This window comes from Geodermatophilus sp. SMS 5-13 (assembly GCF_059428245.1).
In genome coordinates this window covers 3,862,244-3,885,185 of the sequence record NZ_CP165729.1, presented here as the reverse complement: position 1 = coordinate 3,885,185, position 22,942 = coordinate 3,862,244, and the positions used below count along the sequence as shown (strand labels likewise).

Annotated in this window: 22 protein-coding genes; 9 read left to right on the top strand and 13 right to left on the bottom strand. The window is 75.0% G+C overall.

All coding sequences use genetic code 11. From position 1 onward, the window contains the following. Window positions 1-3 precede the first annotated feature (3 nt). The 3 genes from AB3388_RS18775 to AB3388_RS18765 are packed head-to-tail and all read left to right on the top strand — an operon-like array spanning window position 4 to window position 2,226. On the top strand, window positions 4-1,293 hold the full coding sequence (locus AB3388_RS18775) for a YibE/F family protein (protein ID WP_495406831.1): 1,290 nt from the start codon (window positions 4-6) through the stop codon (window positions 1,291-1,293). Further along, window positions 1,290-1,907 (top strand): class I SAM-dependent methyltransferase, encoded by a 618-nt coding sequence (locus AB3388_RS18770; protein ID WP_495406830.1) that lies wholly within the window; start codon window positions 1,290-1,292, stop codon window positions 1,905-1,907. The genes AB3388_RS18775 and AB3388_RS18770 overlap by 4 nt, the downstream gene beginning before the upstream one ends. Continuing rightward, a complete protein-coding gene (locus AB3388_RS18765) occupies window positions 1,897-2,226 on the top strand; it encodes a TraR/DksA family transcriptional regulator (RefSeq protein ID WP_495406829.1) in 330 nt (109 codons plus the stop codon). Before AB3388_RS18770 ends, AB3388_RS18765 begins: the two co-directional genes overlap by 11 nt. On the opposite strand, the gene AB3388_RS18760 is transcribed toward AB3388_RS18765, so the two are convergent. From AB3388_RS18760 to AB3388_RS18740, 5 genes are read right to left on the bottom strand one after another with little or no spacing between them, the layout of a single operon-like run. After that, on the bottom strand, window positions 2,223-3,122 hold the full coding sequence (locus tag AB3388_RS18760) for a glycosyltransferase family 2 protein (protein WP_495406828.1): 900 nt from the start codon (window positions 3,120-3,122) through the stop codon (window positions 2,223-2,225). The two genes, AB3388_RS18765 and AB3388_RS18760, sit on opposite strands and share 4 nt — an antisense overlap. Further along, entirely contained in the window at window positions 3,119-3,958 is an 840-nt protein-coding gene (locus AB3388_RS18755) for a glycosyltransferase family 2 protein (RefSeq protein ID WP_495406827.1), read from the bottom strand. Before AB3388_RS18755 ends, AB3388_RS18760 begins: the two co-directional genes overlap by 4 nt. Beyond that, complete coding sequence (locus tag AB3388_RS18750; protein ID WP_495406826.1) at window positions 3,955-5,031, bottom strand: prenyltransferase/squalene oxidase repeat-containing protein; 1,077 nt, start codon at window positions 5,029-5,031, stop codon at window positions 3,955-3,957. The genes AB3388_RS18755 and AB3388_RS18750 overlap by 4 nt, the downstream gene beginning before the upstream one ends. A gap of 13 nt (window positions 5,032-5,044) precedes the next feature. After that, window positions 5,045-5,827: a class I SAM-dependent methyltransferase gene (locus AB3388_RS18745; RefSeq protein WP_495406825.1), complete on the bottom strand. Its 783-nt coding sequence runs from the start codon at window positions 5,825-5,827 to the stop codon at window positions 5,045-5,047. Beyond that, window positions 5,821-7,071: a glycosyltransferase family 4 protein gene (locus tag AB3388_RS18740; RefSeq protein WP_495406824.1), complete on the bottom strand. Its 1,251-nt coding sequence runs from the start codon at window positions 7,069-7,071 to the stop codon at window positions 5,821-5,823. Before AB3388_RS18740 ends, AB3388_RS18745 begins: the two co-directional genes overlap by 7 nt. 75 nt (window positions 7,072-7,146) lie before the next feature. On the opposite strand from AB3388_RS18740, the gene AB3388_RS18735 reads away from it, so the two are divergent. The 3 genes from AB3388_RS18735 (at window position 7,147) to AB3388_RS18725 (ending at window position 9,430) form a co-directional block, all read left to right on the top strand. Beyond that, window positions 7,147-7,440 (top strand): Dabb family protein, encoded by a 294-nt coding sequence (locus AB3388_RS18735; protein WP_495406823.1) that lies wholly within the window; start codon window positions 7,147-7,149, stop codon window positions 7,438-7,440. A 55-nt stretch (window positions 7,441-7,495) separates the two neighbouring features. Further along, the gene (locus AB3388_RS18730; protein WP_495406822.1) at window positions 7,496-8,245 is read left to right on the top strand and encodes a hypothetical protein; all 750 of its coding nucleotides are present in this window, start codon (window positions 7,496-7,498) and stop codon (window positions 8,243-8,245) included. 120 nt (window positions 8,246-8,365) lie between these two features. Beyond that, window positions 8,366-9,430: a DUF4192 domain-containing protein gene (locus AB3388_RS18725; RefSeq protein WP_495406821.1), complete on the top strand. Its 1,065-nt coding sequence runs from the start codon at window positions 8,366-8,368 to the stop codon at window positions 9,428-9,430. 13 nt (window positions 9,431-9,443) lie between these two features. Here the strand turns inward: AB3388_RS18725 and AB3388_RS18720 are convergent, their stop codons facing one another. The 4 genes from AB3388_RS18720 to AB3388_RS18705 form a co-directional block, all read right to left on the bottom strand. Beyond that, on the bottom strand, window positions 9,444-11,528 hold the full coding sequence (locus tag AB3388_RS18720; protein ID WP_495406820.1) for a S9 family peptidase: 2,085 nt from the start codon (window positions 11,526-11,528) through the stop codon (window positions 9,444-9,446). An 81-nt stretch (window positions 11,529-11,609) separates the two neighbouring features. Further along, on the bottom strand, window positions 11,610-12,989 hold the full coding sequence (locus tag AB3388_RS18715) for a phenylacetate--CoA ligase family protein (protein ID WP_495406819.1): 1,380 nt from the start codon (window positions 12,987-12,989) through the stop codon (window positions 11,610-11,612). Window positions 12,990-13,028: 39 nt separating this feature from the next. Then, a complete protein-coding gene (locus AB3388_RS18710; protein ID WP_495406818.1) occupies window positions 13,029-13,625 on the bottom strand; it encodes a TetR/AcrR family transcriptional regulator in 597 nt (198 codons plus the stop codon). A gap of 129 nt (window positions 13,626-13,754) precedes the next feature. Further along, window positions 13,755-14,477: an iron-dependent transcriptional repressor DtxR gene (locus AB3388_RS18705; RefSeq protein WP_495406817.1), complete on the bottom strand. Its 723-nt coding sequence runs from the start codon at window positions 14,475-14,477 to the stop codon at window positions 13,755-13,757. A gap of 143 nt (window positions 14,478-14,620) precedes the next feature. Here AB3388_RS18705 and AB3388_RS18700 point away from each other — a divergent pair, with 143 nt between their 5' ends. Both AB3388_RS18700 and AB3388_RS18695 read left to right on the top strand, forming a co-directional pair. Continuing rightward, window positions 14,621-15,802: an acetoin utilization protein AcuC gene (locus AB3388_RS18700; protein ID WP_495406816.1), complete on the top strand. Its 1,182-nt coding sequence runs from the start codon at window positions 14,621-14,623 to the stop codon at window positions 15,800-15,802. Further along, the gene (locus AB3388_RS18695) at window positions 15,795-18,503 is read left to right on the top strand and encodes a bifunctional acetate--CoA ligase family protein/GNAT family N-acetyltransferase (protein WP_495406815.1); all 2,709 of its coding nucleotides are present in this window, start codon (window positions 15,795-15,797) and stop codon (window positions 18,501-18,503) included. Before AB3388_RS18700 ends, AB3388_RS18695 begins: the two co-directional genes overlap by 8 nt. Window positions 18,504-18,552: 49 nt before the next feature. Here AB3388_RS18695 and sigB read toward each other — a convergent pair whose 3' ends face one another. Continuing rightward, window positions 18,553-19,536 carry an RNA polymerase sigma factor SigB gene (gene sigB / locus AB3388_RS18690; RefSeq protein WP_495406814.1) on the bottom strand — a complete coding sequence of 328 codons (984 nt, stop codon included), beginning with the start codon at window positions 19,534-19,536 and terminating at the stop codon, window positions 18,553-18,555. Between the two features lie 282 nt (window positions 19,537-19,818). Next, entirely contained in the window at window positions 19,819-20,250 is a 432-nt protein-coding gene (dtd, locus tag AB3388_RS18685; protein WP_495406813.1) for a D-aminoacyl-tRNA deacylase, read from the bottom strand. Between the two features lie 193 nt (window positions 20,251-20,443). Here dtd and AB3388_RS18680 point away from each other — a divergent pair, with 193 nt between their 5' ends. Continuing rightward, entirely contained in the window at window positions 20,444-21,112 is a 669-nt protein-coding gene (locus tag AB3388_RS18680; RefSeq protein WP_495406812.1) for an ANTAR domain-containing protein, read from the top strand. Between the two features lie 267 nt (window positions 21,113-21,379). On the opposite strand, the gene AB3388_RS18675 is transcribed toward AB3388_RS18680, so the two are convergent. Then, window positions 21,380-21,655, bottom strand: a complete 276-nt coding sequence (locus AB3388_RS18675; protein ID WP_495406811.1) for a hypothetical protein — start codon at window positions 21,653-21,655, stop codon at window positions 21,380-21,382. A 28-nt stretch (window positions 21,656-21,683) separates the two neighbouring features. Then, the gene (locus AB3388_RS18670; RefSeq protein ID WP_495406810.1) at window positions 21,684-22,868 is read right to left on the bottom strand and encodes a phytanoyl-CoA dioxygenase family protein; all 1,185 of its coding nucleotides are present in this window, start codon (window positions 22,866-22,868) and stop codon (window positions 21,684-21,686) included. Window positions 22,869-22,942 lie beyond the last annotated feature (74 nt).

The following is a 22,942-nucleotide window of genomic DNA, read 5'->3' as shown; positions in this document are numbered from 1 at the left end:
CGGGTGCCGTCTTCCCCTTCGCACGACCACCGCCACGGCCCCGACCCGGACGCGCCGCCGCCCGACGAGCAGACCCTGGCCCGTCGGCGCCGCGCCGTCCGGCTGATGCTCGTCCTGCTCGTCCCCGTCGGGCTGGCCACCGTGCTCGGCCTGGTCCTGCTGTGGCCCAGCGGCGATCCCGGCCGCGCCGAGCGGGCCGCCGCGTCGGCGGTGCCGGCCGGCACCACGTTCCCCCACGGCACCGTCTCGGGCCTCACGCCCTACGACTGCTCGGTGATCGACCAGACCGGCCGCAACCAGCAGCTGACCTGCGCGACCGTGGTCGTCGAGGTCACCGAGGGGGCGAGCGAGGGGGAGTTCGTCCAGATCGACGTCCCGGCCGAGGTGGTGGCCTACGGGCTGGACGAGGGCGACGGGATCGTCCTCCAGCGCGACCCCGGCACCGACGAGGGCCCGACCTACTCCTTCGTCGACTACGCGCGCACGACGCCGATGGTGGTGCTCGCCCTCGCGTTCGCGGTGGTGGTCGGCGCGGTGGCCCGGCTGCGCGGGCTCGCCGCGCTGCTCGGTCTGGGCTTCGCGTTCGTCGTCCTGCTGCAGTTCGTGGTGCCGGCCCTGCTGGGCGGCGGCTCGCCGACCTGGGTCACCCTGGTCGGGTGCTCGGCGATCATGTTCGTCGTCCTGTACCTGGCCCACGGGTTCTCCGCGCGGACGACGACGGCGCTGGTCGGGACCCTGTTCGGGCTGGTGCTGATCGCCGGGCTCGGTGCGCTGGCGGTGTCGATCAGCCGGCTCACCGGCTTCTCCAGCGAGGAGACCCTGCAGCTGCAGGCGTACGACCCGACGCTGGACTTCTCCGGCCTGGTCATCGCCGGGGTCGTCGTCGCGGGGCTCGGCGTGCTGAACGACGTGACGATCACCCAGGCCTCGGCGGTGTGGCAGCTCAACGAGGCCGATCCGGGGATGAGCTGGCGGCAGCTGTTCTCCCGCGGGATGGCGATCGGCCGCGACCACATCGCCTCGACCGTGTACACGATCGTGTTCGCCTACGCCGGCATGGCGCTGCCGCTGCTGCTGCTCTTCGAGGTCTACACCCGCCCTGCCGGGACGGTGCTCACCAGCGACGTCGTGGCCGAGGAGGTGATCCGCACGCTGGTCGGCGGGATCGGCCTGGTGCTCGCGACACCGGTGACGACGGCGGTCGGCGCGTTCTTCGCCCGGCTCTCGTCGACCGAGGCCGGCGCGACGGCCGACCGCGGGTTCGCCGCGCTGCGTGCGAAGGTGGCCCGGTGAGTGATCTTCTCGCCGCCGCGGAGGCCGCCCCCGGGTTCATGCCCGCGGAGGAGGGGCAGGCGCTCTACGAGGCCGCCCGCGCCGTCGCCGTCCCCGGGCCGCTCCTGGAGATCGGCAGCTGGATGGGCAAGTCGGCGCTCTACCTCGCCGCCGCCGCCCGCGAGACGGGCCGCCAGGTGGTCACCGTCGACCACCACCGCGGCTCCGAGGAGCACCAGCCCGGCTGGGAGTACCACGACCCGTCCCTGGTCGACCCGGCCGTCGGTCGCATCGACACCCTGCCGGGGTTCCGCCGGACCATCGCCGACGCCGGCGCGGAGGACGTCGTCCTCGCCGTCGTCGGCCGCTCGGAGGTGCTGGCCCCGCTGTGGTCGACGCCGCTGGCCCTGCTGTTCCTCGACGGCAGCCACACCGAGGAGTCCGCGCGCCGCGACCAGGACGCGTGGGTGGCCAAGCTCGCGATCGGCGGCACGCTGGCGATCCACGACGTCTTCCCCGATCCGGCCGACGGCGGGCAGGCGCCGTTCGGCGTCTACACCCGGGTGCTGGCGACGGGGGCGTTCGCGGAGCTGCCCGCCACCGGATCCCTGCGGGTGCTGCGCCGTGAACGCTGACCGGCTCGACGCCGAGCGGGCCGCCGTCCTGGGCGACATCGAGTCGCTGACCCGGGAGTTCGACCAGGTGGTCGCGGCGTCGGAGGCGTCGAACGCCGACGACGAGCACGACCCCGAGGGCGCGACGATCGCATTCGAGCGCCAGCAGGTCGCGGCGCTGCTCGAGCAGGCGCGGCGGCGGCTGGCCGAGATCGATGCCGCCTTCGCCCGCCGGGAGGCCGGCACCTACGGCGTCTGCGAGACCTGCGGCCGGCCGATCGCGCCGGAACGGCTGGCCGCCCGCCCCGCCGCGCGCACCTGCATCGACTGCGCGATCTAGCTGACGTACCTCCGCGCGGTGGACCGCCGCTGCGCCTGCTCCAGCGCGGCGAACCGGGCCTCGGCGTGGGCGGGTAGCACCCGCCGCTCGCGCAGCACCCACGGCGCGCCGCGGACGGCGTCGAGCAGGCCCAGCGCGCTGACCCGGTCGCGCGGCAGCGCGCGCAGCAGGTCCAGCGTGCGGCGCAGCGCCGGGCGCACCGGCCGGCGCAGCCACGTCGTCCAGAGGGTGTTGCGGATGCCGTCCCGGCGCCGCTTGTGCGGGTCGCGGGACCGGCTCGCCTGGTGGTGCACGGTGAGCCGCGGCAGGTAGCACAGCTCCCAGCCGGCGGCGGCCAGGTCGCCGGCCATCAGCTCCTCCTCGCCGCCCAGCCACAGCCGCTCGGAGAAGCCGCCGATCTCGGTGAACGCCTCGCGGCGCAGCACCGAGGCGCCGGCCAGGAACGAGCCGAGGGCGGGGCCGGGCAGCCAGTCGGCACCGCGGACGGGGGAGTCGCGCAGCTCCGGCACGATCGGGTCCTCCCGCCCGCCGGGCTCGACCACGATGCGCGCGGTCACCACCGCCAGCCGCGGATGCGCGTCGAGGACGTCGGCGGCGGCGCGCAGCGAGCCCGGCTCCCACCATGTGTCGTCGTCGCAGAAGGCGACGTAGGGCGTGGTCAGCCGGGCGACCCCGAGATTGCGGCCGACGGCGCCGAGGTTCTCCGGGCTGGCGATCAGCTCGACCTCGGGAAAGCGCGCCCGGACGGCGTCGGCGGTGCCGTCGGTCGAGCCGTTGTCCACGACGACGACGTGCGGCCGCTCGGGCAGCGCGCGCAGCAGGGCGAGCGTGCGCAGCAGTTCGTCGCGGCGCTGATGGGTGATGACGACGACGGCGACCCGCGAGTCCTCCGTCACGCGCCCGCCAGCCGCTGGACGTCGGCCCAGACGGCCGGCGGCACGACCCGGCGGCGGCGCAGCGCGGCCGGGACGTCGGGGACGGCGCGGGCCAGGCCGCGCAGCCCGGGCTCGCCGGCGCGCACCGACTGCACCAGCAGGCCGGGCAGCGCGGCCGCGGGGGAGCGCATCAGCCCGGTGAGCACGCGGCTGCGCCAGATGGCCGCCTGCCGGCGGGCGGGGGCGTCCCGCCGCACCGACGGGTGGTGGTGGACGGTGACCTCGTCGACGTAGGCCATGCCCCAGCCGGCCGCCGCCAGGTCCAGGGCCACCCGCTCCTCCTCGCCGGGGAAGCGCACGACCGGGTCGAACCCGCCGACCGCCTCGAACGCCTCGGTGCGGACCAGCGCCGCGCAGGCGACGAAGCCGAGCAGGGCGGGGCCGGGCAGGTCCGCCGGGGTGCCGAGCGGGCTGTCGGCCATCTCGGCGCACACCGGGTCCAGACGCTCCTCCGGCCCGACGAGGATGCGGGCGTTGAGCAGCGCCAGGCGCGGGTGGGCCCGCATGATCTTCACCGCCCGGGCCAGGTCCCCGGGCGCCCACCACGAGTCGTCGTCGGCGAACGCGACGAACTCGGTGCCCGCGGCGGCCACGCCGCGGGTGCGCCCCCCGGCGCCCTCGTTGCGCCCCAGCGGCAGCACGGTGACCTCGGGGCGGGCCTCGCGGACCGCCTCGACGGTGCCGTCGGTCGAGCCGTTGTCGACGAGGATCACCGGCGCCTCGTGCCGGGGCAGGGTGGTCAGCAGGTCGTCCCTGCGGTTGCGGCTGGCGACGACGACGGTGACATCGGGGTTCACGGCAGAACTCTGCCCGCCCTCCGCGGCAGCCAATCAGCGCGCTCCGTGACCTCAGGGGCACCGGGAGCGGGCAGCGCGCCGGGCTCGGTGAACAGCCGCGCGGCGCCGCTCGCCCCGGCCAGGGCGTCGGCGGCCAGGACGACGGCCGCCGCCGTCCACGTCGTCCGCTCGACCGGCCACCGCGTGTCGTCGGCGTAGACGTACCCCGTCCAGTAGGACCCGTCGTCGTGCCGCAGGTGCTGCATGGCGGCGACCTGCTCGAGCGCCGCGTCGCGCTGGCCCGCGGCGGCGAGCGCGAGCGCGAGCTCGCAGGTCTCCGCGCCGGTCACCCACGGGCGGTCCGCGACGCACCGGGCGCCCAGCCCGGGGACGACGAAGCGGTCCCAGTCCGCGGCCAGCCGGTCGCGGGCGGCCTCGCCGGTGACCGCGCCGCCGAGCACCGGGTAGTACCAGTCCATCGAGTAGCGGGAGCGGTCGGCGAAGGCCTCGGGGCGCTCGCGCAGGGCGGCGCCGAGGTCGGTGACCGCCAGCTCCCAGTCCGGCTGCGGCTCGTCCAGCAGACCGGCCAGCGCGATGCCGCAGCGCAGCGCCTGGAACAGGCTGGCGTTGCCGGTGAGCAGCGCGGTGCCGTCGGGCGCTCCGTCGGGGCGCAGCGCCCAGCCGACCGCGCCGCCGGGCAGCTGCATGCGGGTGACCAGGTCCAGCCCGCGGCGGACGGCCGGCCACAGCTCGGTCACCCGCTCCTCGTCGCCGGTGACCAGCCAGCCGTGCCAGGTGCCGACCGCGAGGTAGCCGGCGTGGTTGCTCTCGGCGGCCGGCGCGCTGACCGCGCCGTCGCGGTACTCGGCGGCCCACGAGCCGTCCGGGCGCTGACGCCCGGCCAGCCACCGGTAGGCCGCGCGCGCCCGGGCGTGCTCGCCGCCGACGTCGAGCGCCATCGCCGCCTCGACCGAGTCCCAGGCGTCGAGGCTGCCGCCGCGGAACCACGGCAGAGCGCCGTCCCGGTGCTGCTCGGCGGCGATCGACGCGACGGTGCGGCGGACCTGCTCGCCGGTCAGGACGCCCGGCAGCACCGGCAGGTCGGCGTCAGCGGGCCGCAGCGGTCCGCTCCGCGTCCGTGCTGCCCGCCGCCGCGGCCGGCCGTCGCGCCGGGCGGGCGATGCCGGGCTTGTCCGCGTAGACCACCAGGCTCTTGCCGAGCACCGGGTCGAGCACCTTCTCGGCGGCGCGGGTCAGCCGGGGGCGCTGCATCAGGTCCCACACGAGCAGCCGGTGATAGGCGCGGACGGCGGCGGTGTCGCGGTCGACGCCGACGGCGCACTTCAGCCACCAGAACGGCGCGTGCAGGGCGTGCGCGTGGTGGCTCCCGCCGGGCACGAGCCCGGCGGCGGCGAGGCGGGTCCGCAGCACGTCACCGCGGTAGATGCGGACGTGCCCGCCCTCGTTGGTGTGGTAGGCGTCGGAGAGCGCCCAGCAGATCCGCTCGGGTCCGTAGCGCGGCACGGTCACCGCCGTTCGGCCGCCGGGCGCGAGCACGCGGGCGATCTCGGCGAACGCGGTTCCGTCGTCGGGGATGTGCTCGAGCACCTCGGAGGCGATCACCCGGTCGACGCCCGCGTCGGGGAACGGCAGGGCGGTCAGGTCGCCGCGGACCACCTCGAACCGGGCCCCGTCGGGCGCCTCGCCGGCGTCGGCGATCGCGCCCAGCCAGCGCTTCGTCGTCTCGACCTCGTGCTGCCCCCAGTCGACGGCGATCACGTGGGCGCCGCGGCGAAAGGCCTCGAAGGCGTGCCGGCCCTCGCCGCAGCCGAGGTCGAGCACGGTCATGCCCGGGCGGACGTCGAGCCGGTCGTAGTCGATCGTCAGCACGGGCGTCCCTTCGCGCGCAGCACCTCGGCGTACCAGTCGGCGGTGCGCTGCGCGGTGGCCCGCCAGGTGTAGGACTCGAGCACCCGGCGGCGGCCGGCGCGGCCCAGCTGCTCACCCAGCGACGGCGAATCCAGGACCAGCGCGAGCGCCGCGGTGAGCTCGCCGACGTCCCCGGCCTTGACGCGCACGCCGGCCTTGCTGCCCACCACCTCGGGCAGGGCGCCGGCGTCGGTGGTCACCAGCGGGGTGGCGCAGGCCATCGCCTCGATCGCGGGCAGGGAGAACCCCTCGTAGAGGGACGGGATCGCCACCACGGCGGCGCCCTGCAGCAGCTCGACGAGCTCGGGCTCGGGGAGGAAGCCGGTGAAGCGGACGGCGTCGCGCAGCGCGAGCCGGTCCAGCGCCGCCTCCGCGGGCCCGCCCGGCCGGGCGCTGCCGACGACGGTGAGCCGGACCGCGCGCTCGGTGCGCAGCTTCGCGACCGCCTCCAGCAGGTGGACCAGCCCCTTGAGCGGCACGTCGGCGCTGGTGATGACGACGATCGACTGCGGGTCGCGGGGCCGGCCGGGCGGCGGCGGGGTGAAGACGTCGGGGTCGATGCCGACCGGGATGACCTCGATGCCCTCGGCCGGCACGCGCATGTGCGTCTCGATGTCGCGGCGGGAGTTCTCCGAGACGGTGGTCAGCCCGTCGAGGCGGGGCGCGACGCGGGCCTGCATGCGGGTGAAGGCGTACCAGCGGCGCAGCGTCAGCCGGCGGCGCAGGGTGGGCGCGGCGGCGAGCTCGAGGTCGCGGTCGATGGCGATCGGGTGGTGGACGGTGGCCACGGTGGGCAGGCCCGCGCGGGTCAGCCGCAGCAGGCCGTAGCCGAGGGACTGGTTGTCGTGGACGACGTCGAACTCCGCCCGGCGGCGCTGCAGCAGGCGGGCGGCGCGCAGGCTGAACGTGAGCGGCTCGGGAAAGCCGGCGGCGCACATGGTCGCCCACTCGGCGACGTCCACCCAGTCGCGGAACTCCGACGGCCGCGGAGTCCGGAACGGATCCGGCTCGCGGTAGAGGTCGAGGCTCGGGACCCGCGTGAGGGCGATCCCGTCGAGCTCGGGATAGGGCTGGCCGCTGAGCACCTCGACGCGATGGCCGAGCTCGGCCAGCTCGCGCGAGAGCGCGCGCACGTACACGCCCTGGCCCCCGCTGTGCGGCTTGCTCCGGTAGGACAGCAGTGCAATGCGCAACGACCGTCCCATGCAGCGGACTCTAACGAGTGCGTTGTTACCGACCGGTCGCAGGCGCGACGGCCGGCGCCTGACAGGCTGGGACACATGCTGCGCCACGTCGTGCTCTTCACCTGGTCCAACGCCGCCGACGCGGAGCGCCGGGCGACCACGCTCGCCGCGCTGCGCCGGCTGCCCGAGGAGGTCGGCGGGATGACGGCATTCGCCGTCGGGGACGACGCCGGGCTGCGCGAGGGCAACGCGGACACCGCGCTGGTCGCGGACTTCCCCGACACCGAGGCCTACCTCCGCTACGCCCAGGACCCGGCGCACCTGGCGATGATCGAGGAGCACGTCAAGCCGTACGTCGCCGCGCGCACCGCCGTCCAGTACGAGGTCTGAGGGCCCGCGCCCGGGGCCGGTGCGCGACGGCGCCGGGCGGCCTACCGTCGCAGCCATGCTCCGCATCGCGCACCGTCGCCGCGCCGCCGGACTCCTCGGGGCCGGGCTGCTGGCCGGCGCGGTCCTGACCGGCTGCGGCAGCGACGAGACGGCGACCGCCCCGGCCGCCGCCACCGGCCCGGCGACCGCCGCCGCTCCGGCCGCCGACACGGGCACCGCGGACCTGACCGACGGCCTGCTGCCCGCCACGGCCTTCGGGCCGGACGCCACGGTCATGCCCGTGCCCGCCGACCGGCTGGACCGCGCGGGCGACCTGGCCGGTGCGCTGGCCTTCGTGCAGATCACCCCCGACAGCTGCGCGACGGCCCTGCGCGAGGCGCTCCCGCAGGTGGCCGCCGTGGCCGACGCGGCCGCGCAGGTCGCCCGGAGCGGGGACACGGTGACCGCCGAGCTGCTGGCCCGCCCGGCGGGAGCCGACGCCGTGGGGCGGTTCACCACGCTGAGCGAGGCCTGCGCGTCGGCGCGGGTGTCCGCGGGCGAGCACGGCGAGGGGACCGTCACGGTGACCCCGCTCGACCTCCCCGCCCTTCCTGGCGGTGTGCCCGCCGCGGGCGTGTCCGTCGCCGTCGACGCCTCCGGCCCGGACGGGCAGGCGTGGTCGGGCACCGCGCTGGCCGCGCTCGTGCAGGACGGGGACCGCGTGCTCGCCCTCGCCCAGGCGGCGCCCCCCGGCGGCGCCGTCGACCCCACCACGTTCACCGACCTCCTCCGGCAGGCCGTCGACGCGCAGGCCGCGCTCGACTGACGCCTGACGCTAGGCAGCGGCCCAGCTGCGGCGCCGCCGCGCGTCCACAGCCGCCGGCCCCGTCCACAGATCCGCCGGAGCGGGCCCGCGGCCGGCTGCCGGTGCCCAGGCTCCCTCGGCATGGACGAGTGCGAGTACGTGGTGCGGATCTCCGACCCCGGCGAGGTCGCGGCGGGCCTCCCGCACCTGCTGGGCTTCCGCCCGGAGGAGTCGGTGGTGATCGTCGGGCTGGGCGGGCCGTCGGGTGGGCGCGTGGGGCTGACCGTGCGGGCCGACATCCCGCCGCCGGAGCACGCCGGGCCGCTGGCGACGGACATGGCGCGCGGCGTCGCGACCGACGATCCGGCCGCCGTGCTGGTCGCCGTCGTATCCGAGGCCGACGACGAACCCCACGGGTGCGGCGGGGCGGACCTGCCGCACCGCGACCTCGTGCACGAACTGGTGATGGCCCTCGCGGAGCGGGCCATCCCGGTGCGCGACGTCCTCCTCGTCCGCCGCGGCCGCTGGTGGTCCTACGACTGCCCGTACGAGTGCTGCGCCCCGGCCGCCGGGACCCCGCTGCCCGAGGGCGTGTCCGCGCTGGCGGCCGCCTCCGTCGCCACCGGCCAGGTGCTCGCCCAGAGCCGCGAGGAGCTCGAGGCCCGGCTCACGCACCTGGACCGGATCGACCACGAGGACGTCCGCGAGGCCTCCTTCCAGATGGTGCGCACCCGCTCGGCGCGCGCGAAGGAGGCCGGCTGGGCCGCCGTCGAGCAGGACGCCTGGGCCGTCGTGGAGACCGCCGTCCGGGAGCGCCGCGCCGACGGCCTCGTGCCCGCGCTCCGTCCCCAGGAGGTGGCCGAGATCGTCTGGGGGCTGCAGCACAGCGCGCTCCGCGACCGCGCGCTCGGCCTGGCGCTGGGCGACGACGCGACCGCGGCCGAGGCGCTGTGGACCGAGTGCACCCGACGGGCACCGTGGATGCTCGCCGCCGCACCGGCCACCCTGCTCGCGGTCTGCGCCTGGCTGCGCGGGGACGGCGCCATGGCCGGTGTCGCCCTCGAGCGCGCGCTCTACAGCGACGAGGACTACCCGCTGGCCCGGCTGCTCCGCTCGGCCCTGGCCACGTGCCTGCGCCCCGAGGAGCTGCGGGCCATGATCGTCGCCACGGTGAGCCGGCTCGATGGCGCGCGCAGCGCCGGGTGAGCGCGGTGGCCGCTCAGAGCAGCTCGGGGCGCTGCCACTCCTCACCCAGCACGTGCTCGGCCAGGAAGGCGATGACCGTCTCGTACCAGACCGCCGCGTTCCCCGGCGTGAGCACCCAGTGGTTCTCGTCCGGGAAGTACAGGAACTTCGACGGGACGCCGCGCTTCTGCAGGTCGTACCAGAGGCGCAGCCCCTCGCCGATCGGCACGCGATAGTCCTTGTCGCCGTGGATGACCAGCATCGGCGTGCGGATCGCGTCGGCGAAGCGGTGCGGCGAGTTCTGCTCGTAGCGCTTGGGCTCGCGCAGCGGGTCGCCCCACTCCTTCTCCCAGTAGTACGCCGCGTCGGTGGTGCCGGTGAACGCGTCGAGGTCCCACAGGCTGGCGTGGGTCACGATCGCCCGGAACCGGTCGGTCTGCGTGGCGACCCAGTTGGCCATGTAACCGCCGAACGAGCCGCCCATCGCCGCGGTCCGGGTCTCGTCGATGTCGGGCCGCTGCTCCACGACGTCCACGGCCGCCATCAGGTCGGTGTAGGGAGCGCCGCCCCACTCGCCCCAGCCGCGCCGGACGAAGTCCTGGCCGAAGCCCTGCGACAGCGCCGGGTTCGGCAGCAGCACCGCGTAGCCACGGGCGGCCAGCACCCAGGGGCACCAGCGCCACGACCAGCCGTTCCAGCTCATCAGCGGCCCGCCGTGGATCCACAGCAGCAGCGGCGCCGGCGACTCGGCCGAGGCGCCCTCCGGCAGCACCAGCCAGCCCTGCACGCGGGCGCCGTCGGGCGCGGTGGCCTCGATCTCCTCCACCCGTCCCGGCAGGTGCTCGATCGTGCCGGGATCGGGGAGGACGACGGGCTCCTGCCGCTCGGCGGCCGGGTCCAGCCGGACCGGCGCCGGGGGGGAGTCGTAGGCCGAGCGCAGCGCGTACAGGGCGCTGCCGTCGCGGGCGACCTGCAGGTCGCTGTACGCCCCGTCGCCGGTGAGCCGCACCGGCGTCCCGCCGTCGGCGTCGACGCGGAAGATCGCGTGCCGGCCGTCGTCGTCGGCCAGGAAGTAGACCGCCGACCCGTCTGGGCTGAACTGCGGCGCGCTGGGCCAGCGGTCGAAACCGGCCGTCAGCTCGGTGGCGCGGCCGCTGTCGACCTCGACGCGCAGCAGCGTGTAGTCCGGCGGGTCGGCGTAGGTCGACATGGTCTCGCGCACGCAGACCAGCGCGCGGCCGTCCGGGGAGAAGCGGGCGCTGTGGATGTCGGCGAGCGGGTCGTCCACCAGGACCCGCGCCTCGCCGGTGGCGGTCTCGACGAGCACCAGCCGGGTGCGCCGCCCGGCCGGTCCGTCGGGGACCTCGTCGCTGCGTGCCAGCAGGCCGCCGTCGGGGGAGAGGCTGATCTCCTCGCCGGCGCCGTTCGGCCCGCCCGCGTCCGGGGTCAGATCACGCAGCTGCGCGGGCTCGGGCGCCTGGCCCGCGGCCGCCTCGGCGGGCACCTGCCCCAGCCAGAAGGCGTGCGGCACGGCGGGCCCCAGGTCGTGGTCCCAGAAGCGCACCGGGTAGCCCTCGTGCAGGATCGCCGAGACGCCGGCGTCCTTGCGGTCCTTGCGCCGGGCCTCGTCGGCCTCGGCGTCCCCGGCCCCGGGCATCGTCGAGGCGAGGACGGCGACGTCGCCGCTGTCGGCCGCGACGGCGAAGCCGCCGAGCCCCGCGCCGCGGGAGAGCACGAGCCGCGCCTCGCCGCCGGCCGGGGGCAGGCTCCACAGCGCGGCCTTCGGATCACCGTTCTTGTCGGCACCCGCGTCCGGGTCGGGGCGCGCGGAGGTGAACAGCAGCGAGCCGTCGGGCGCGAAGGCCGGCGAGGACTCACCCGGCGCGCTGCGCGTGAGCCGGTGCGCGGGACGCCGGCCCTCCGGGTCGAGCTCCCACAGCGCCGACTGCCACTTCTTCTTCTCCGGGTCCAGCGTCTGCACCGAGACGACCAGACGGCGCCCGTCCCGCGAGAGGGCCAGGCCGCCGAGGCGGGGCAGCGCGACGAAGTCGGCCAGCCGGTGGAACGGGCTGGGTGCGGGGGTCTCGGCGGCGGTGGCGGAAGGGTCGGGCTGGCTCACGGGGCGTCCTTCGCGGGCGGGGATCGTGCCCTCCACCGTAATGAGCGCCGGAGTGCCGCCCCGCCGGCGGTCCGGGGCGTCTCAGCCCAGCGGCACGAACCGGCGCAGCTTCCCGGTCCGCTCGTCCCTGGTCAGCACGGGAACCGCCTCGACGCTCACCCCGGCGCCGTGCAGACCCGCGCCGGCCAGCGCCACGGCGAGCCGGTCCCGCAGCCGGCCGAGGTCCGCCCCGCTCGGGGCGAGGACGCTCACGGCGATGCCGTCCGGCGTCTGCCGCACCTGGTAGTCGACGACCTCGGGGGAGTGGACCAGGACCGACCGGACGACCAGCGGGTGCAGCGCCTGGTCGCCGAACCGCAGAACGTCGTCCGAGCGCCCCTGGATGAGGGCGCGCAGGTGTCCGCCCCCCGGCGCCGGGGGCTGCGCGACGAAGCTGTCGGTGATCCGGTACCGGATCAGGGGCTGCAGCCGGTTCTCCAGCACGGTGACCAGCACCGAGGCGGACGGCGTCCCGGGCGGGACGGGCCGGTCGTGCTCGTCGACCGGCTCGACGATGCAGCCGTCCTCGGCCAGCACGATCGCCGGGTCGTCGGGCAGCGAACTGCCGGTCAGCCCCTCGGTGCTGCCGAAGCTGTCGATCACCGGCACCCCGAAGCCCGCGCGGATGGACGCTCGGAGCGCGGGCGTGAGCGTCTCGCTCGTGCAGGTCACGCTCACCGGCGCGATGCTCAGCTGCCCGGAACGCTGCTCGAACGCGAGCCGGGCCAGCATCGTGGGGTACCCGAACAGCGCCTGCGGCCGCAGCCCGTTGAGCCTCGCGACCATCTCCGGCAGCGGGAGGGTCACCGGGATCGAGGTGAAGTGGAACGGGAGGGCCCCGCCTGCGGTCAGGTCGGCGGCGGCGCGCGTGGCGTGCACGGGCGAGGCGGCGGCCACGAACGCGATGTGCAGCCCGCCCGGCGGGGTGCCGGTGGCACGCAGCCGGGCGACCAGTCCCCGGGAGAGGGAGCCCAGGAACTGCCGCTGCGCCACCAGGTCCTGGACGAACACCCCACGCGGGCCCGAACTCCCGCCGGAGGTCATCACCAGGGCGTCGTCCCCGATCACCGCCGGCTCCTCGACGGCCGCGGCCAGCGCCTCCTCGGCCGCGGCGCGGGTGATCCGCCGGTCGGTGACGACGTCGTCGAAGTGCGCCATGAGCTCGGCCTTGCTCATCACCGGCAGCGCCGACAGGTCCTCCGGGCCTATCGCGTCGAGGTCGAGGCCGGCCAGCCGCCGGGCGTGGAACGGCGAGTCCTCGGCGGCGGTCTGCAGCAACTCGCGCAGGCGCGCCCGTTGGTGCCGACGGATGGCGGCCCGGTCCCAGGCCAGCCGGGCGATCAGCTCGTCGTAGCCGCTCAGGAGCGCGGCCTGCAGCGCGGTGCGCAGCCCGGGAAAGGACGACATGGTGGGTGCCTGCATGGTGGTTCCCCTTGGTCACGAGCCCCCGTGTCGAATGGGTCAGGAGGGTGCGACGAGCCGGGCGAGGAGGTCCTCGAGCAGTTCGACGGGCAGCGCGTCCGGGTCGGCTGCGTGCTCCAGCACCGAGCCGCTGTCCACGGCGAAGACGAGCTGGGCGAAGACGCCGGGTGGGTACACGGGCGCGAGGCCGTCCTTGTCCAGGGCGGCGGTGACCGCCGCCGCGAAGTGCCAGCGGGCCCGTGCGTGCAGTTCGGCGTAGCGGGCGTTGAGAGCGGGGTCGCGGGCGGCGACGATCCGGAACTCGATGAGCAGGCGAGCCCAGTCGCCGGCCCCGGAGGTGCGCCGTGCGTTGGCCCGCAGCAGCGCCCGCAGCGCGTCCACCCCGGTGTGCTCGCGCACCAGCCGGGCGTTCTCCTCGGCGCGCGCGGCGATCCTCTGCGCGAGCAGGGCCAGGAACATGTCGGCCTTGCCAGCGAACTGCGAGTAGACGACGCCCTTGGAGAACCCGGCCTCGTCGGCGATCGCCTCCAGCGTCGCGCCGGTGTACCCCCGCTCCAGGAAGACCGCGCGGGCGGCCTCCAGCAGCAGCTCACGGTTGCGTTCGACCTGCTGGACCCGCGTCAGTCGCGTCGGCACGGACCGATTGGATACCACTGGTATTTGGATGCCAAGGGTATTTGGGCCCTCCTGCGGGCTGGCGACGCAGAGAGCCGCGGCCCCCGGGGGGACCGCGACTCTCGACAGCCTGGTTCTCGACAGCCCGGCTCAGAGGACGGCGGCCGCCTCGGCGGGGGTCAGGTCCTCGTCGAGGGCCCGGACGAACAGGTGCTGCGCCACCCCGGCGGGCAGCGCGTAGTCGTCGAGGGTCACCGAGCCGTCGGCGATGCGGGCGGTCATCGTGGCGCCCGGCCGGACACCTCGCTCGTCCAGGGCGCGCAGCGTCTCCGGCTCCTGCAGCTGCTCGCTGATCCGGGTGATCACCACCTGCCGACCCTCCGGGGTCGCGGTCGTGGACAGCAGGGTCAGCGCTTGCAGCACGGCGGAGGTCTCCCCACCGAGCGGCTCCTCGCCGGCCAGCATGTCCAGGCCGGGGATCGGGTTGCCGAACGGCGAGACCGTCGGGTTGCCGAGCAGCCGGAGCAGCTTGCGCTCCACCGCCTCGCTCATGACGTGCTCCCAGCGGCAGGCCTCCTCGTGCACGTCGGCGTAGTCGAGGCCGATCACGTCGACGAGCAGGCACTCGGCCAGCCGGTGCTTGCGCATGACCGCGGTGGCGAGCGCGCGGCCCTCCTCCGACAGCTGCAGGTGCCGGTCGCCCTCCACCCGGAGCAGACCGTCGCGCTCCATGCGCGCGACGGTCTGGCTGACGGTCGGGCCGCTCTGGTGCAGCCGCTCTGCGATCCGGGCGCGGAGCGGGACGATGCCCTCTTCCTCCAGCTCGAAGATCGTCCGGAGGTACATCTCCGTGGTGTCGATGAGGTCGTTCACAGGTACTCCTCCGTGTCGAACACGCATCCTACGGACGATCACCCCGGAATCGGCCGCCACGAGCCGGTGGCCGACAGCGGCGTCCGCCACTCACGTGACCGGGTAGCGTCGCCCGCGCCGGGCTGTGGTGCGAGGAGGAGCCCATGAGCGACGCGGTGACCGTGGTCTGGGACGACAGCCTGCTCGGTTACACGATGGGTGGCGAGCACCCGCTGCACCCCGTCCGTCTCGACCTCACCATGCGCCTGGCCGACGCGCTGGGCGTGCTGGCCGGCGACCGCATCGAGGTGGTCAAGCCGACACCGGCCGACGTCGACCTGCTCACGCTCGTGCACGACCCGGCCTACCTGGAGGCGGTCAAGCGCGCCCCGGCCGACCCCGACGTCGGCCACGGGCTCGGCACGCCCGACAACCCCATCTTCGACGGGATGTACGACGCCGCGGCGCTCATCGCCGGCGGCAGCGTGCTCGCCGCGCAGCTGGTCCACGAGGGCAGGGCCCAGCACGCTGTGAACATCTCCGGCGGCCTGCACCACGCCATGCGCGACGCCGCCTCGGGCTTCTGCATCTTCAACGACGCCGCGATCGCCATCCGCTGGCTGCTCAACCAGGGCTACGAGCGGATCGCCTACGTCGACGTCGACGTGCACCACGGGGACGGCGTCCAGGCGGCCTTCTACGACGAGCCGCGGGTGCTGACCGTGAGCGTGCACCAGACCCCGCTGACCCTCTTCCCGGGCACCGGCTTCCCCGAGGAGACCGGTGATCCGCACAAGGCGCTGGGCAGCGCGGTCAACCTCGCCCTGCCCAACGGCACCGACGACTCCGGGTGGCTGCGCGCGTTCAGCGCCGTCGTCCCGAGCGTGCTCAAGGCCTTCGCGCCGCAGATCATCGTCAGCCAGTGCGGCTGCGACGCCCACCACGAGGACCCCCTGGCCGACCTGGCGCTCACCGTCGACGGCCAGCGGGCCAGCTACCGCCTGATGCACGACCTGGCCCACGACATCTGCGACGGCCGGTGGATCGCCCTCGGCGGCGGGGGCTACGGCCTGGTCCGCTGCGTGCCCCGGGCCTGGACGCACCTGATCGCCACCGCCGGCGGCGTGCCGCTCGACCCGGCCACCGAGATCCCCGAGTCCTGGCGGCAGGACGTCGAGCGGCGCGGGCTGCGCGCCCGGCCGCCGACGCACATGACCGAGGGCGGCTGGACCGGCTTCGCCCACTGGGACATGTTCACCGAGTCCCGCGTCGACCGGGCGATCCTGCGCACCCGCCGCGCCTGCTTCCCCTACTTCGGCCTGGACCCGGACGACCCCCGTGACTGAGCAGCAGACGACGAGCGCGCCGCCGGCCGCCGAGTCACCACCCCCGCCGGCGCACTGGGAGGCCGACGTCATCGCCGCCGACGGCGGCACGGTGCACCTGCGGCCGATCTGCCCGGAGGACGCCGAGGGCCTGGTCGGGCTCATGGAGCGCAGCTCCGACCAGACCCGCTACTACCGCTTCTTCGGGCCGATGAAGCGGCTCTCCGAGCGCGACCTGCACCGGTTCACCCACGTCGACCACGTCGACCGGGTCGCCTTCGTCCTGCTGCTCGGCGGTGACCTCATCGGCGTCGGCCGCTACGACCGGCTGCCCGGCACCGACGAGGCCGAGGTGGCCTTCCTCATCGAGGACGCCCACCAGGGTCGCGGCCTGGGATCGGTGCTGCTCGAGCACCTGGCTGCGGCCGCCCGCGAGCGCGGCGTCGCGAAGTTCGTCGCCGAGGTGCTCAGCCAGAACGCCCGCATGGTCCGGGTCTTCCTCGACGCCGGGTACGAGCCCCGCCGCGAGTACGAGGACGGCGTCGTCCACCTGACCTTCCCGATCGCGCAGACCGAGACCGCGCTCGCCGTCGCCTACGAGCGCGAGCAGCGCAGCGAGTCCCGGTCGATCGCCCGGCTGCTCACCCCGTCGTCGGTCGCCGTCGTGGGGGCCAGCAACGACACGGGCAAGATCGGCAACGTGCTGCTCCGGCACCTGCTCGAGTACGGCTTCGACGGGCCGGTCTACCCGGTCAACCCCGGGGCCCGGCACGTCCGCGGGGTCCCCGCCTACGCCGACGTCGAGACGATCCCCGACGACGTCGACCTCGCCGTCATCGCGGTGCCGGCCGACCGGGTGGCCGGCGTCGTGGAGGCCTGCCGCCGCAAGCGGGTCCGCGGCCTGGTCGTCGTCTCCGGCGGGTTCGGGGAGTCCGGCGACGAGGGCCGGCTCGCCCAGCGCAACCTGGTCACCGCCGCCCGCGCCTCGGGCATGCGCGTCGTCGGGCCCAACTGCCTGGGCATCGTCAACACCGACCCCGACCTGCGGCTCAACGCCAGCCTCGCGCCGAAGGTCCCCGGCCGCGGCCGGGTCGGCTTCTTCGCCCAGTCCGGCGCGCTGGGCGTCGCCCTGCTGGAGCGCGCCCGCAGCCGCGGCATCGGGTTGTCCACCTTCGTGTCGGCCGGCAACCGCGCCGACGTCAGCGGCAACGACCTGCTGCAGTACTGGGCCACCGACCCCGCCACCGAGGTCGTGCTGCTGCACCTGGAGAGCTTCGGCAACCCGCGCAAGTTCGCCCGGCTGGCCCGTCGGGTCGGGCGCACAAAGCCGGTGGTGGCGGTCAAGAGCGGCCGGAACGTGGGCATGGCCCCGGGCCTGGCGGGGACGTCGGTGCAGGTCCCCGAGCAGTCGGTGGCCGCGCTGTTCGCCTCGGCCGGCGTCATCCGCGTGGAGACGGTCGCCCAGCTCTTCGACGTCGGCACGCTGCTGGCCCACCAGCCGCTGCCCGAGGGCGACCGCGTCGCCGTGGTCGGCAACTCCACCGCGCTGGGCGTGCTGGTCGCCGACGCCGTCCTCGAGCAGGGGCTCGAGCTCGCCGAGGACGCCCCGGTCGACATCGGGACGACGGCCGGGCCGGAGGCCTTCCGGGCCGCGCTGCAGGCGGCCGTGGACGACGACGGCGTCGATTCGATCGTCGCGGTCTACCTGCCGCCGATGGTCACCGGCTCCGCGGAGGTCGGCCGGGCGCTGCGCGAGGTGTCGCAGGGCTCACCGAAGCCGATCGTGGCGACGTTCCTGTCCACCGAGGGCGTCCCGCCGGAGCTCGCCGTCCTCGACGAGTCGGGGATGCCGGCCCGCGGCTCGGTCCCGTCGTTCTCCACACCGGAGCGCGCCGTCATCGCGCTGGCCATGGTCAGCCAGTACGCGCGCTGGCGGAGCCGGCCGGTCGGCCGGCTGCCCGAGCTGCCCGACGTCGACGAGGCCACCGCCCGGGCGGTCGTGCAGAAGGTCCTCGCCGAGGTCCCCGGCGGCCGCGACCTCACCGACGACGAGGCGCTGACCGTGCTGGGTGCCTACGGCGTCCCGCTGCTGCGCAGCCACCGGGTGACCAGCGCCGACGAGGCCGTGGCCGCCGCCGAGGAGATCGGCTACCCCGTCGTCCTCAAGTCGACCGCGCCCTGGCTGCGCGACCGGACCGACCTCGGCGGCGTGCGCCTGGACCTCAAGGACGCCGACGACGTCCGCGCCGCCCACGCCGCCATCCCGGCCGGTGATCCGATGATCGTGCAGGAGATGGCCGCGCCGGGCGTGGCCACGGTGGTCGGGATCGTCGACGACCCGTCGTTCGGCGCGCTGGTGAGCTTCGGGCTCGGGGGCGTCGCGACCGACCTGCTCGGCGACCGCGCCTATCGCACCCTGCCGCTGACCGACCTCGACGCCGCCGAGCTGGTGCGGGCGCCGCGGGCGTGGCCGCTGCTCAACGGGTACCGCGGCTCGGAGCCGGTCGACACCGCCGCGATCGAGCAGCTGCTGCTGCGGGTCGCGCGGCTGGCCGACGACCTGCCCGAGGTGCTGGTGCTGACGCTGGAGCCGGTCATCGTCGGGCCGCCCGACCCCTGGCACGGCGGGCGGTCACTGGTGGTCGCCGGCGGCGGCCTGCACGTCGGGCCGCCCACCGGCCGCGTCGAGCCGGGCCCCCGCCGGATGCGCAACCCGGTCTAGACACGACGACGGGCCGCCTCCCGAGGGAGGCGGCCCGTCGACGAGGCGCTCAGGCGAGGTAGTCGCGCAGGGCGTCGGCGCGCTGCGGGTCGCGCAGCTTGGCCATCGTCTCGCGCTCGATCTGCCGGACCCGCTCGCGGGACAGGCCGAACTGCTTGCCGATCTGCTCGAGGGTCCGCGGCTGGTTGCCGTCCAGACCGAACCGGAGGACGACGACGTCGCGCTCCCGGTCCTCGAGCGTCGACAGCACGTTGCGGACGTCGCCCTTCATCATCTGGAAGGCGACCGCGTCCTCGGCGACCGCGGCGTCGGCGTCCTCGATGAAGTCACCGAGGCGGGACTCCTCGTCGGCACCGACGGTCTGGTCGAGGCTGACCAGGTCGCGGCTGTACTCGAGCAGCTCGGTGATCCGCTCCGGCGTCATGTCCAGCTCGAGGCCGAGCTCCTCCGGAGTGGGCTCGCGCTCCAGCTCCTGGTGCACCCGGCGCCGGGTGCGCACGACCTTGTTGACCTGCTCGGCCAGGTGGACGGGCAGCCGGATGGTGCGGCCGGAGTCGGCCATCGCGCGGGTGATCGCCTGCCGGATCCACCACGTCGCGTACGTCGAGAACTTGAAGCCCTTGGTGTAGTCGAACTTCTCCACCGCGCGGATCAGGCCGACGTTGCCCTCCTGGATCAGGTCCAGGAACGTCATGCCGTGCCCGGTGTAGCGCTTGGCCACCGAGACGACCAGCCGCAGGTTGGCCTCGAGCAGGTGTGCCTTGGCGGCCTTCCCGTCGATGGCCAGCGCCTTGTAGTCCCGCTGCAGGGCAGGGGTCAGCTTCTTCTCGCCGAGCAGCCGCTCGGCGTAGAGCCCGGCCTCGATCCGCTTGGCCAGCTCCACCTCCTGCTCGGCGGTCAGCAGGGCGGTCTTGCCGATGGTGTTGAGGTACACGCGCACCAGGTCGGTCGACACCAGGCCCGTGGTGTCGGCCTCCCGGCGCGGCGAGCGCACCTGGAGGGTGTCAGTGGGGGAAGACTGCAACAGCGTCACGGTGTGTCTTCGTCCTTGCCTTCTGTTCGGATGCAACCGACGCGTCGTCGCGGGGCGGCACGATCCGGGCGTCGTGGTGCCGGTCTCCGGGATCGCCGGGGTGGCACCTGGCTCTTCTTCCGGTGTGGTACGCCCTGAACAACGGCGTCGACCGGGCTCCGTGTTCCGCGGAAGCCCGTATCACAGGGAACGCACAGGCCGTGCGTTCGATCACGTACACGTACGTGAACACGTACCCGGGTACGGGACGGTCTCAACGTGCGGTGCGCAATCTTTCTGCCGTCAGGTCTCCAGCAACAGAGTCATCGGGCCCTCGTTGACCGAGCTGACCTGCATGGACGCGCGGAACACGCCGGTGGCGACCGCCGCGCCACGCCGGCGCAGCTCGGCCACCACCTCCTCGACCAGGGGTTCGGCGGCCTCCGCCGGAGCCGCGGCGTCCCAGGACGGACGGCGCCCCTTGCGCGTGTCGGCGTAGAGCGTGAACTGACTCACCACGAGGACCGGCAGCCCGAGGTCGGCGGCCGACCGGGCCCCCGCGTCGCTCGGGAAGATCCGCAACTCGTGGATCTTGCGGGCCAGCGCCCGCGCGCGGTCGGCGTCGTCGTCCCGGCCGGCGCCCACCAGCGACAGCAGCCCGCGGCCGATCTCGCCCACGACCGCGCCGTCGACCGTTACAGCCGCTGCACTGACCCGGCTCACCACGGCGCGCACCGGGGCATTCTCCCCACCCCGCCCCGCGGTGGGCGCTCGGGCCTCGGGCCGGCGCGCGTAGGGTTGACAGCAACGAGTCGGTCCCAGGCACCCAGTCCCCGCTCGGAACGAAGGTTGCATGTCCACGCCCGAGGCCGGCGGTCTCAGGCCGCCACGCGATCCACGCGAGACCTTCGCGGAACTGAGCCGGATCATGCTCGGGAGCCAGCCGCTGTCGGCGGCCCTGGGCCGGGTCGCCGAGCTGGCCAAACAGGCCATCCCCGGTGTCGCAGACGTCTCGGTGACGCTGATCCAGGACGACGGCGGCAGCAGCGTGGCCTTCACCGGGCCGCTGGCCGCCCACCTCGACGAGCGCCAGTACGAGGCCGGATTCGGCCCGTGCATGGACGCCGCGATCTCCGGCCGGACCATCCGGATCGACGACACCGCCGACAGCACCGCCTACCCCGACTTCGCCCGACTGGCGCGGCGGCTCGGCGTCCTGCGCACGATGTCGGTCGGGCTGCCCGTCGCGCACCAGACGGTGGGCGCACTGAACCTCTACGCCCGTGAGGACGGCGTCTTCGACCAGCAGACCGAGGAACTCGCGACCACGTTCGCCTCCTATGCGGCGGTCGCCGTGTCCAACGCCGGGCTGTACGCCAGCACCGCCCAGCTGGCGGCCAACCTCCAGCGCGCGCTGGAGTCCCGCGCGGTCATCGACCAGGCCAAGGGCATCCTCATGGGGCGCCACGGCGTGTCCGCGGACGCGGCGTTCGACCGGCTGTCCCGGCGGTCGCAGGAGAGAAACCGCAAGCTGCGCGACCTCGCCACGGAGATCGTCGACGAGGTCCAGCGCGGGCGGCCGGCTCCGACGGAGTAGCCGGTCCGGGGTCGCGCACGAGCAGGGACGGGGCTCCCCCCCGGTAGTGGCGTGACGAGTGGCTCATCCTCCGGCCGCAGTCGCCCGGCGCCGGGGAGGAGGAAGCACCAACGGTGCACCAGGTGCTCCGCGCCGCCGCGGACAGCCCCGACTTCCGGAACGCATCGGCTCCGTACCTGCTGCTCGACACGGGCCTGCGGATCCGGGCAGCCAACGACGCCTACCTGGCCGCGACGCAGCGCGACCTCCCGGGCCTGCTGGGCGAGGTCATCGTCGATGCCCGGCGGCCGCGCCGGCCCGTGCGGCATCGAGCACCTCGAGGCAGGCGACCGCGTCCCAGGGGTCAACCGGGGGCGGCCCGTCCCCCCGGACGGCGCGGGCGAAGCCGGTGTAGAAGGCGCTCCAGTCGCCGCGCTGCGAGGGCACGGGGACGGCGACGCCGCCGAGCTCGCAGCCCTCGGCGCGCCCGATCAGCGGAGCGTGGAAGAGGCGGCCACCCTTGCCGTAGCCGACCAGGCCGATCCGTACCGGAACCGTGCTCATGCGATCGCCTCCGCAGTGGACCCGGCGGTCACAGGGCGCTCGCGTGCCGCTCGGCCTGGGCGGTGAGCCCGGCGCCCAGCGCGTCCGGCGTCCACTGCTCCGCCAGGGCGCGCCGGACGAGCTCGGCCTGGGTCTCGGGGGCCAGGCCGCCGAGGGGCTGGTCACGGTCGAGGTTGGTGGGGAAGGCGTAACCCTCGGCGGAGGCGGCGACGACGTTGCGCAGCCCGCGCCGGTCGGCGCCGGCGGCCCGCTGCTCGAGGAGCACCGGGTAGAGCGCGCGGCACATCGCGGCCCGGTCGACGGTCTCCATCGCCCGCCCGAAGGCGGAGGAGACCTGCAGCAGGTTGGCCATGCGCCGCACGTCGGCCGAACGGTTGGTGCCGGCGCCGTGGAACAGGGCCGGGTTGAAGAACGCGGCATCGCCCTTGCGCAGCGGGAGCTGGACGAAGTGCTCGTCGAAGTAGGCGGTGAACTCCGGCTGGTGGAAGGCGACGTAGCCGGGCGCGTACTTCTGCGAGTGCGGCAGGTACATGGTCGGCCCGGTCTCCACCGGCATGTCGCAGTGCGCCACCGCGCCCTGCAGCGTGAGCGCGGGGGAGAGGCGGTGCACGTGCGCCGGGAAGGCACGGCCCTGCTCCTCGGACATGAAGCCGAGGTGGTAGTCGCGGTGCGCGACCTGCGCCCTTCCTCCGGGGTTGACGACGTTGATCTGGCTGGTGACCTGGTAGCCGGGACCCAGCCACGCCTCCGAGATCAGCGCGATCACGTCGTTGGCGTAGTAGCCGGCGAACGCCGCCGGGTCGCGGACGGCGAACTTGTCCAGCGCGCCCCAGACGCGGTCGTTGGCGCCCGGCGTGGCGAAGTGGTCCCCGCTCGTCACGCCCGCGGCCCTCTGCTCCTCGATCAGCGCCTCGAAGACGGCGGTGGCGCGGTCCACGACCGTGGTGTCGGGGAAGGCGCCGGAGAAGACGACGATGCCCGGCCCGTCGGCGAGGGCGTGCGCCAGCTCGGCCTGCACGGCGCGCCGGCCCTCGGGCGTGGCGAGGGCGCCGCGCAGCCGGGAGCCGTAGACGGGGACGTTCTGCCGCACCTCGTCGGCGGAGGGGTGGTCGGCGAGCCCGGTGGTGGTCTCGACGACGGCGCGGAAGTCGGCCAGGCGGCAGTCGTCCGCGGTGAACCAGCCGGGAGCGGTCCGGGCGGCGAAGGCGGTCATGACGGCGTCCTTCCGGAGGCTGCGGGTGCACCGAGCCTGACGGAGCCGACGACGGGCCCACAACGTCGTCGGGC

Bases quoted from the DNA above. Each gene is read 5' to 3' on its own strand.
- AB3388_RS18740 (WP_495406824.1), bottom strand. From the start codon at position 7,071: ATGGGACGGTCGTTGCGCATTGCACTGCTGTCCTACCGGAGCAAGCCG.
- AB3388_RS18735 (WP_495406823.1), top strand. From the start codon at position 7,147: ATGCTGCGCCACGTCGTGCTCTTCACCTGGTCCAACGCCGCCGACGCG.
- AB3388_RS18730 (WP_495406822.1), top strand. From the start codon at position 7,496: ATGCTCCGCATCGCGCACCGTCGCCGCGCCGCCGGACTCCTCGGGGCC.
- AB3388_RS18725 (WP_495406821.1), top strand. From the start codon at position 8,366: ATGGACGAGTGCGAGTACGTGGTGCGGATCTCCGACCCCGGCGAGGTC.
- AB3388_RS18715 (WP_495406819.1), bottom strand. From the start codon at position 12,989: ATGCAGGCACCCACCATGTCGTCCTTTCCCGGGCTGCGCACCGCGCTG.
- AB3388_RS18700 (WP_495406816.1), top strand. From the start codon at position 14,621: ATGAGCGACGCGGTGACCGTGGTCTGGGACGACAGCCTGCTCGGTTAC.
- AB3388_RS18680 (WP_495406812.1), top strand. From the start codon at position 20,444: ATGCTCGGGAGCCAGCCGCTGTCGGCGGCCCTGGGCCGGGTCGCCGAG.
- AB3388_RS18675 (WP_495406811.1), bottom strand. From the start codon at position 21,655: ATGAGCACGGTTCCGGTACGGATCGGCCTGGTCGGCTACGGCAAGGGT.
- AB3388_RS18670 (WP_495406810.1), bottom strand. From the start codon at position 22,868: ATGACCGCCTTCGCCGCCCGGACCGCTCCCGGCTGGTTCACCGCGGAC.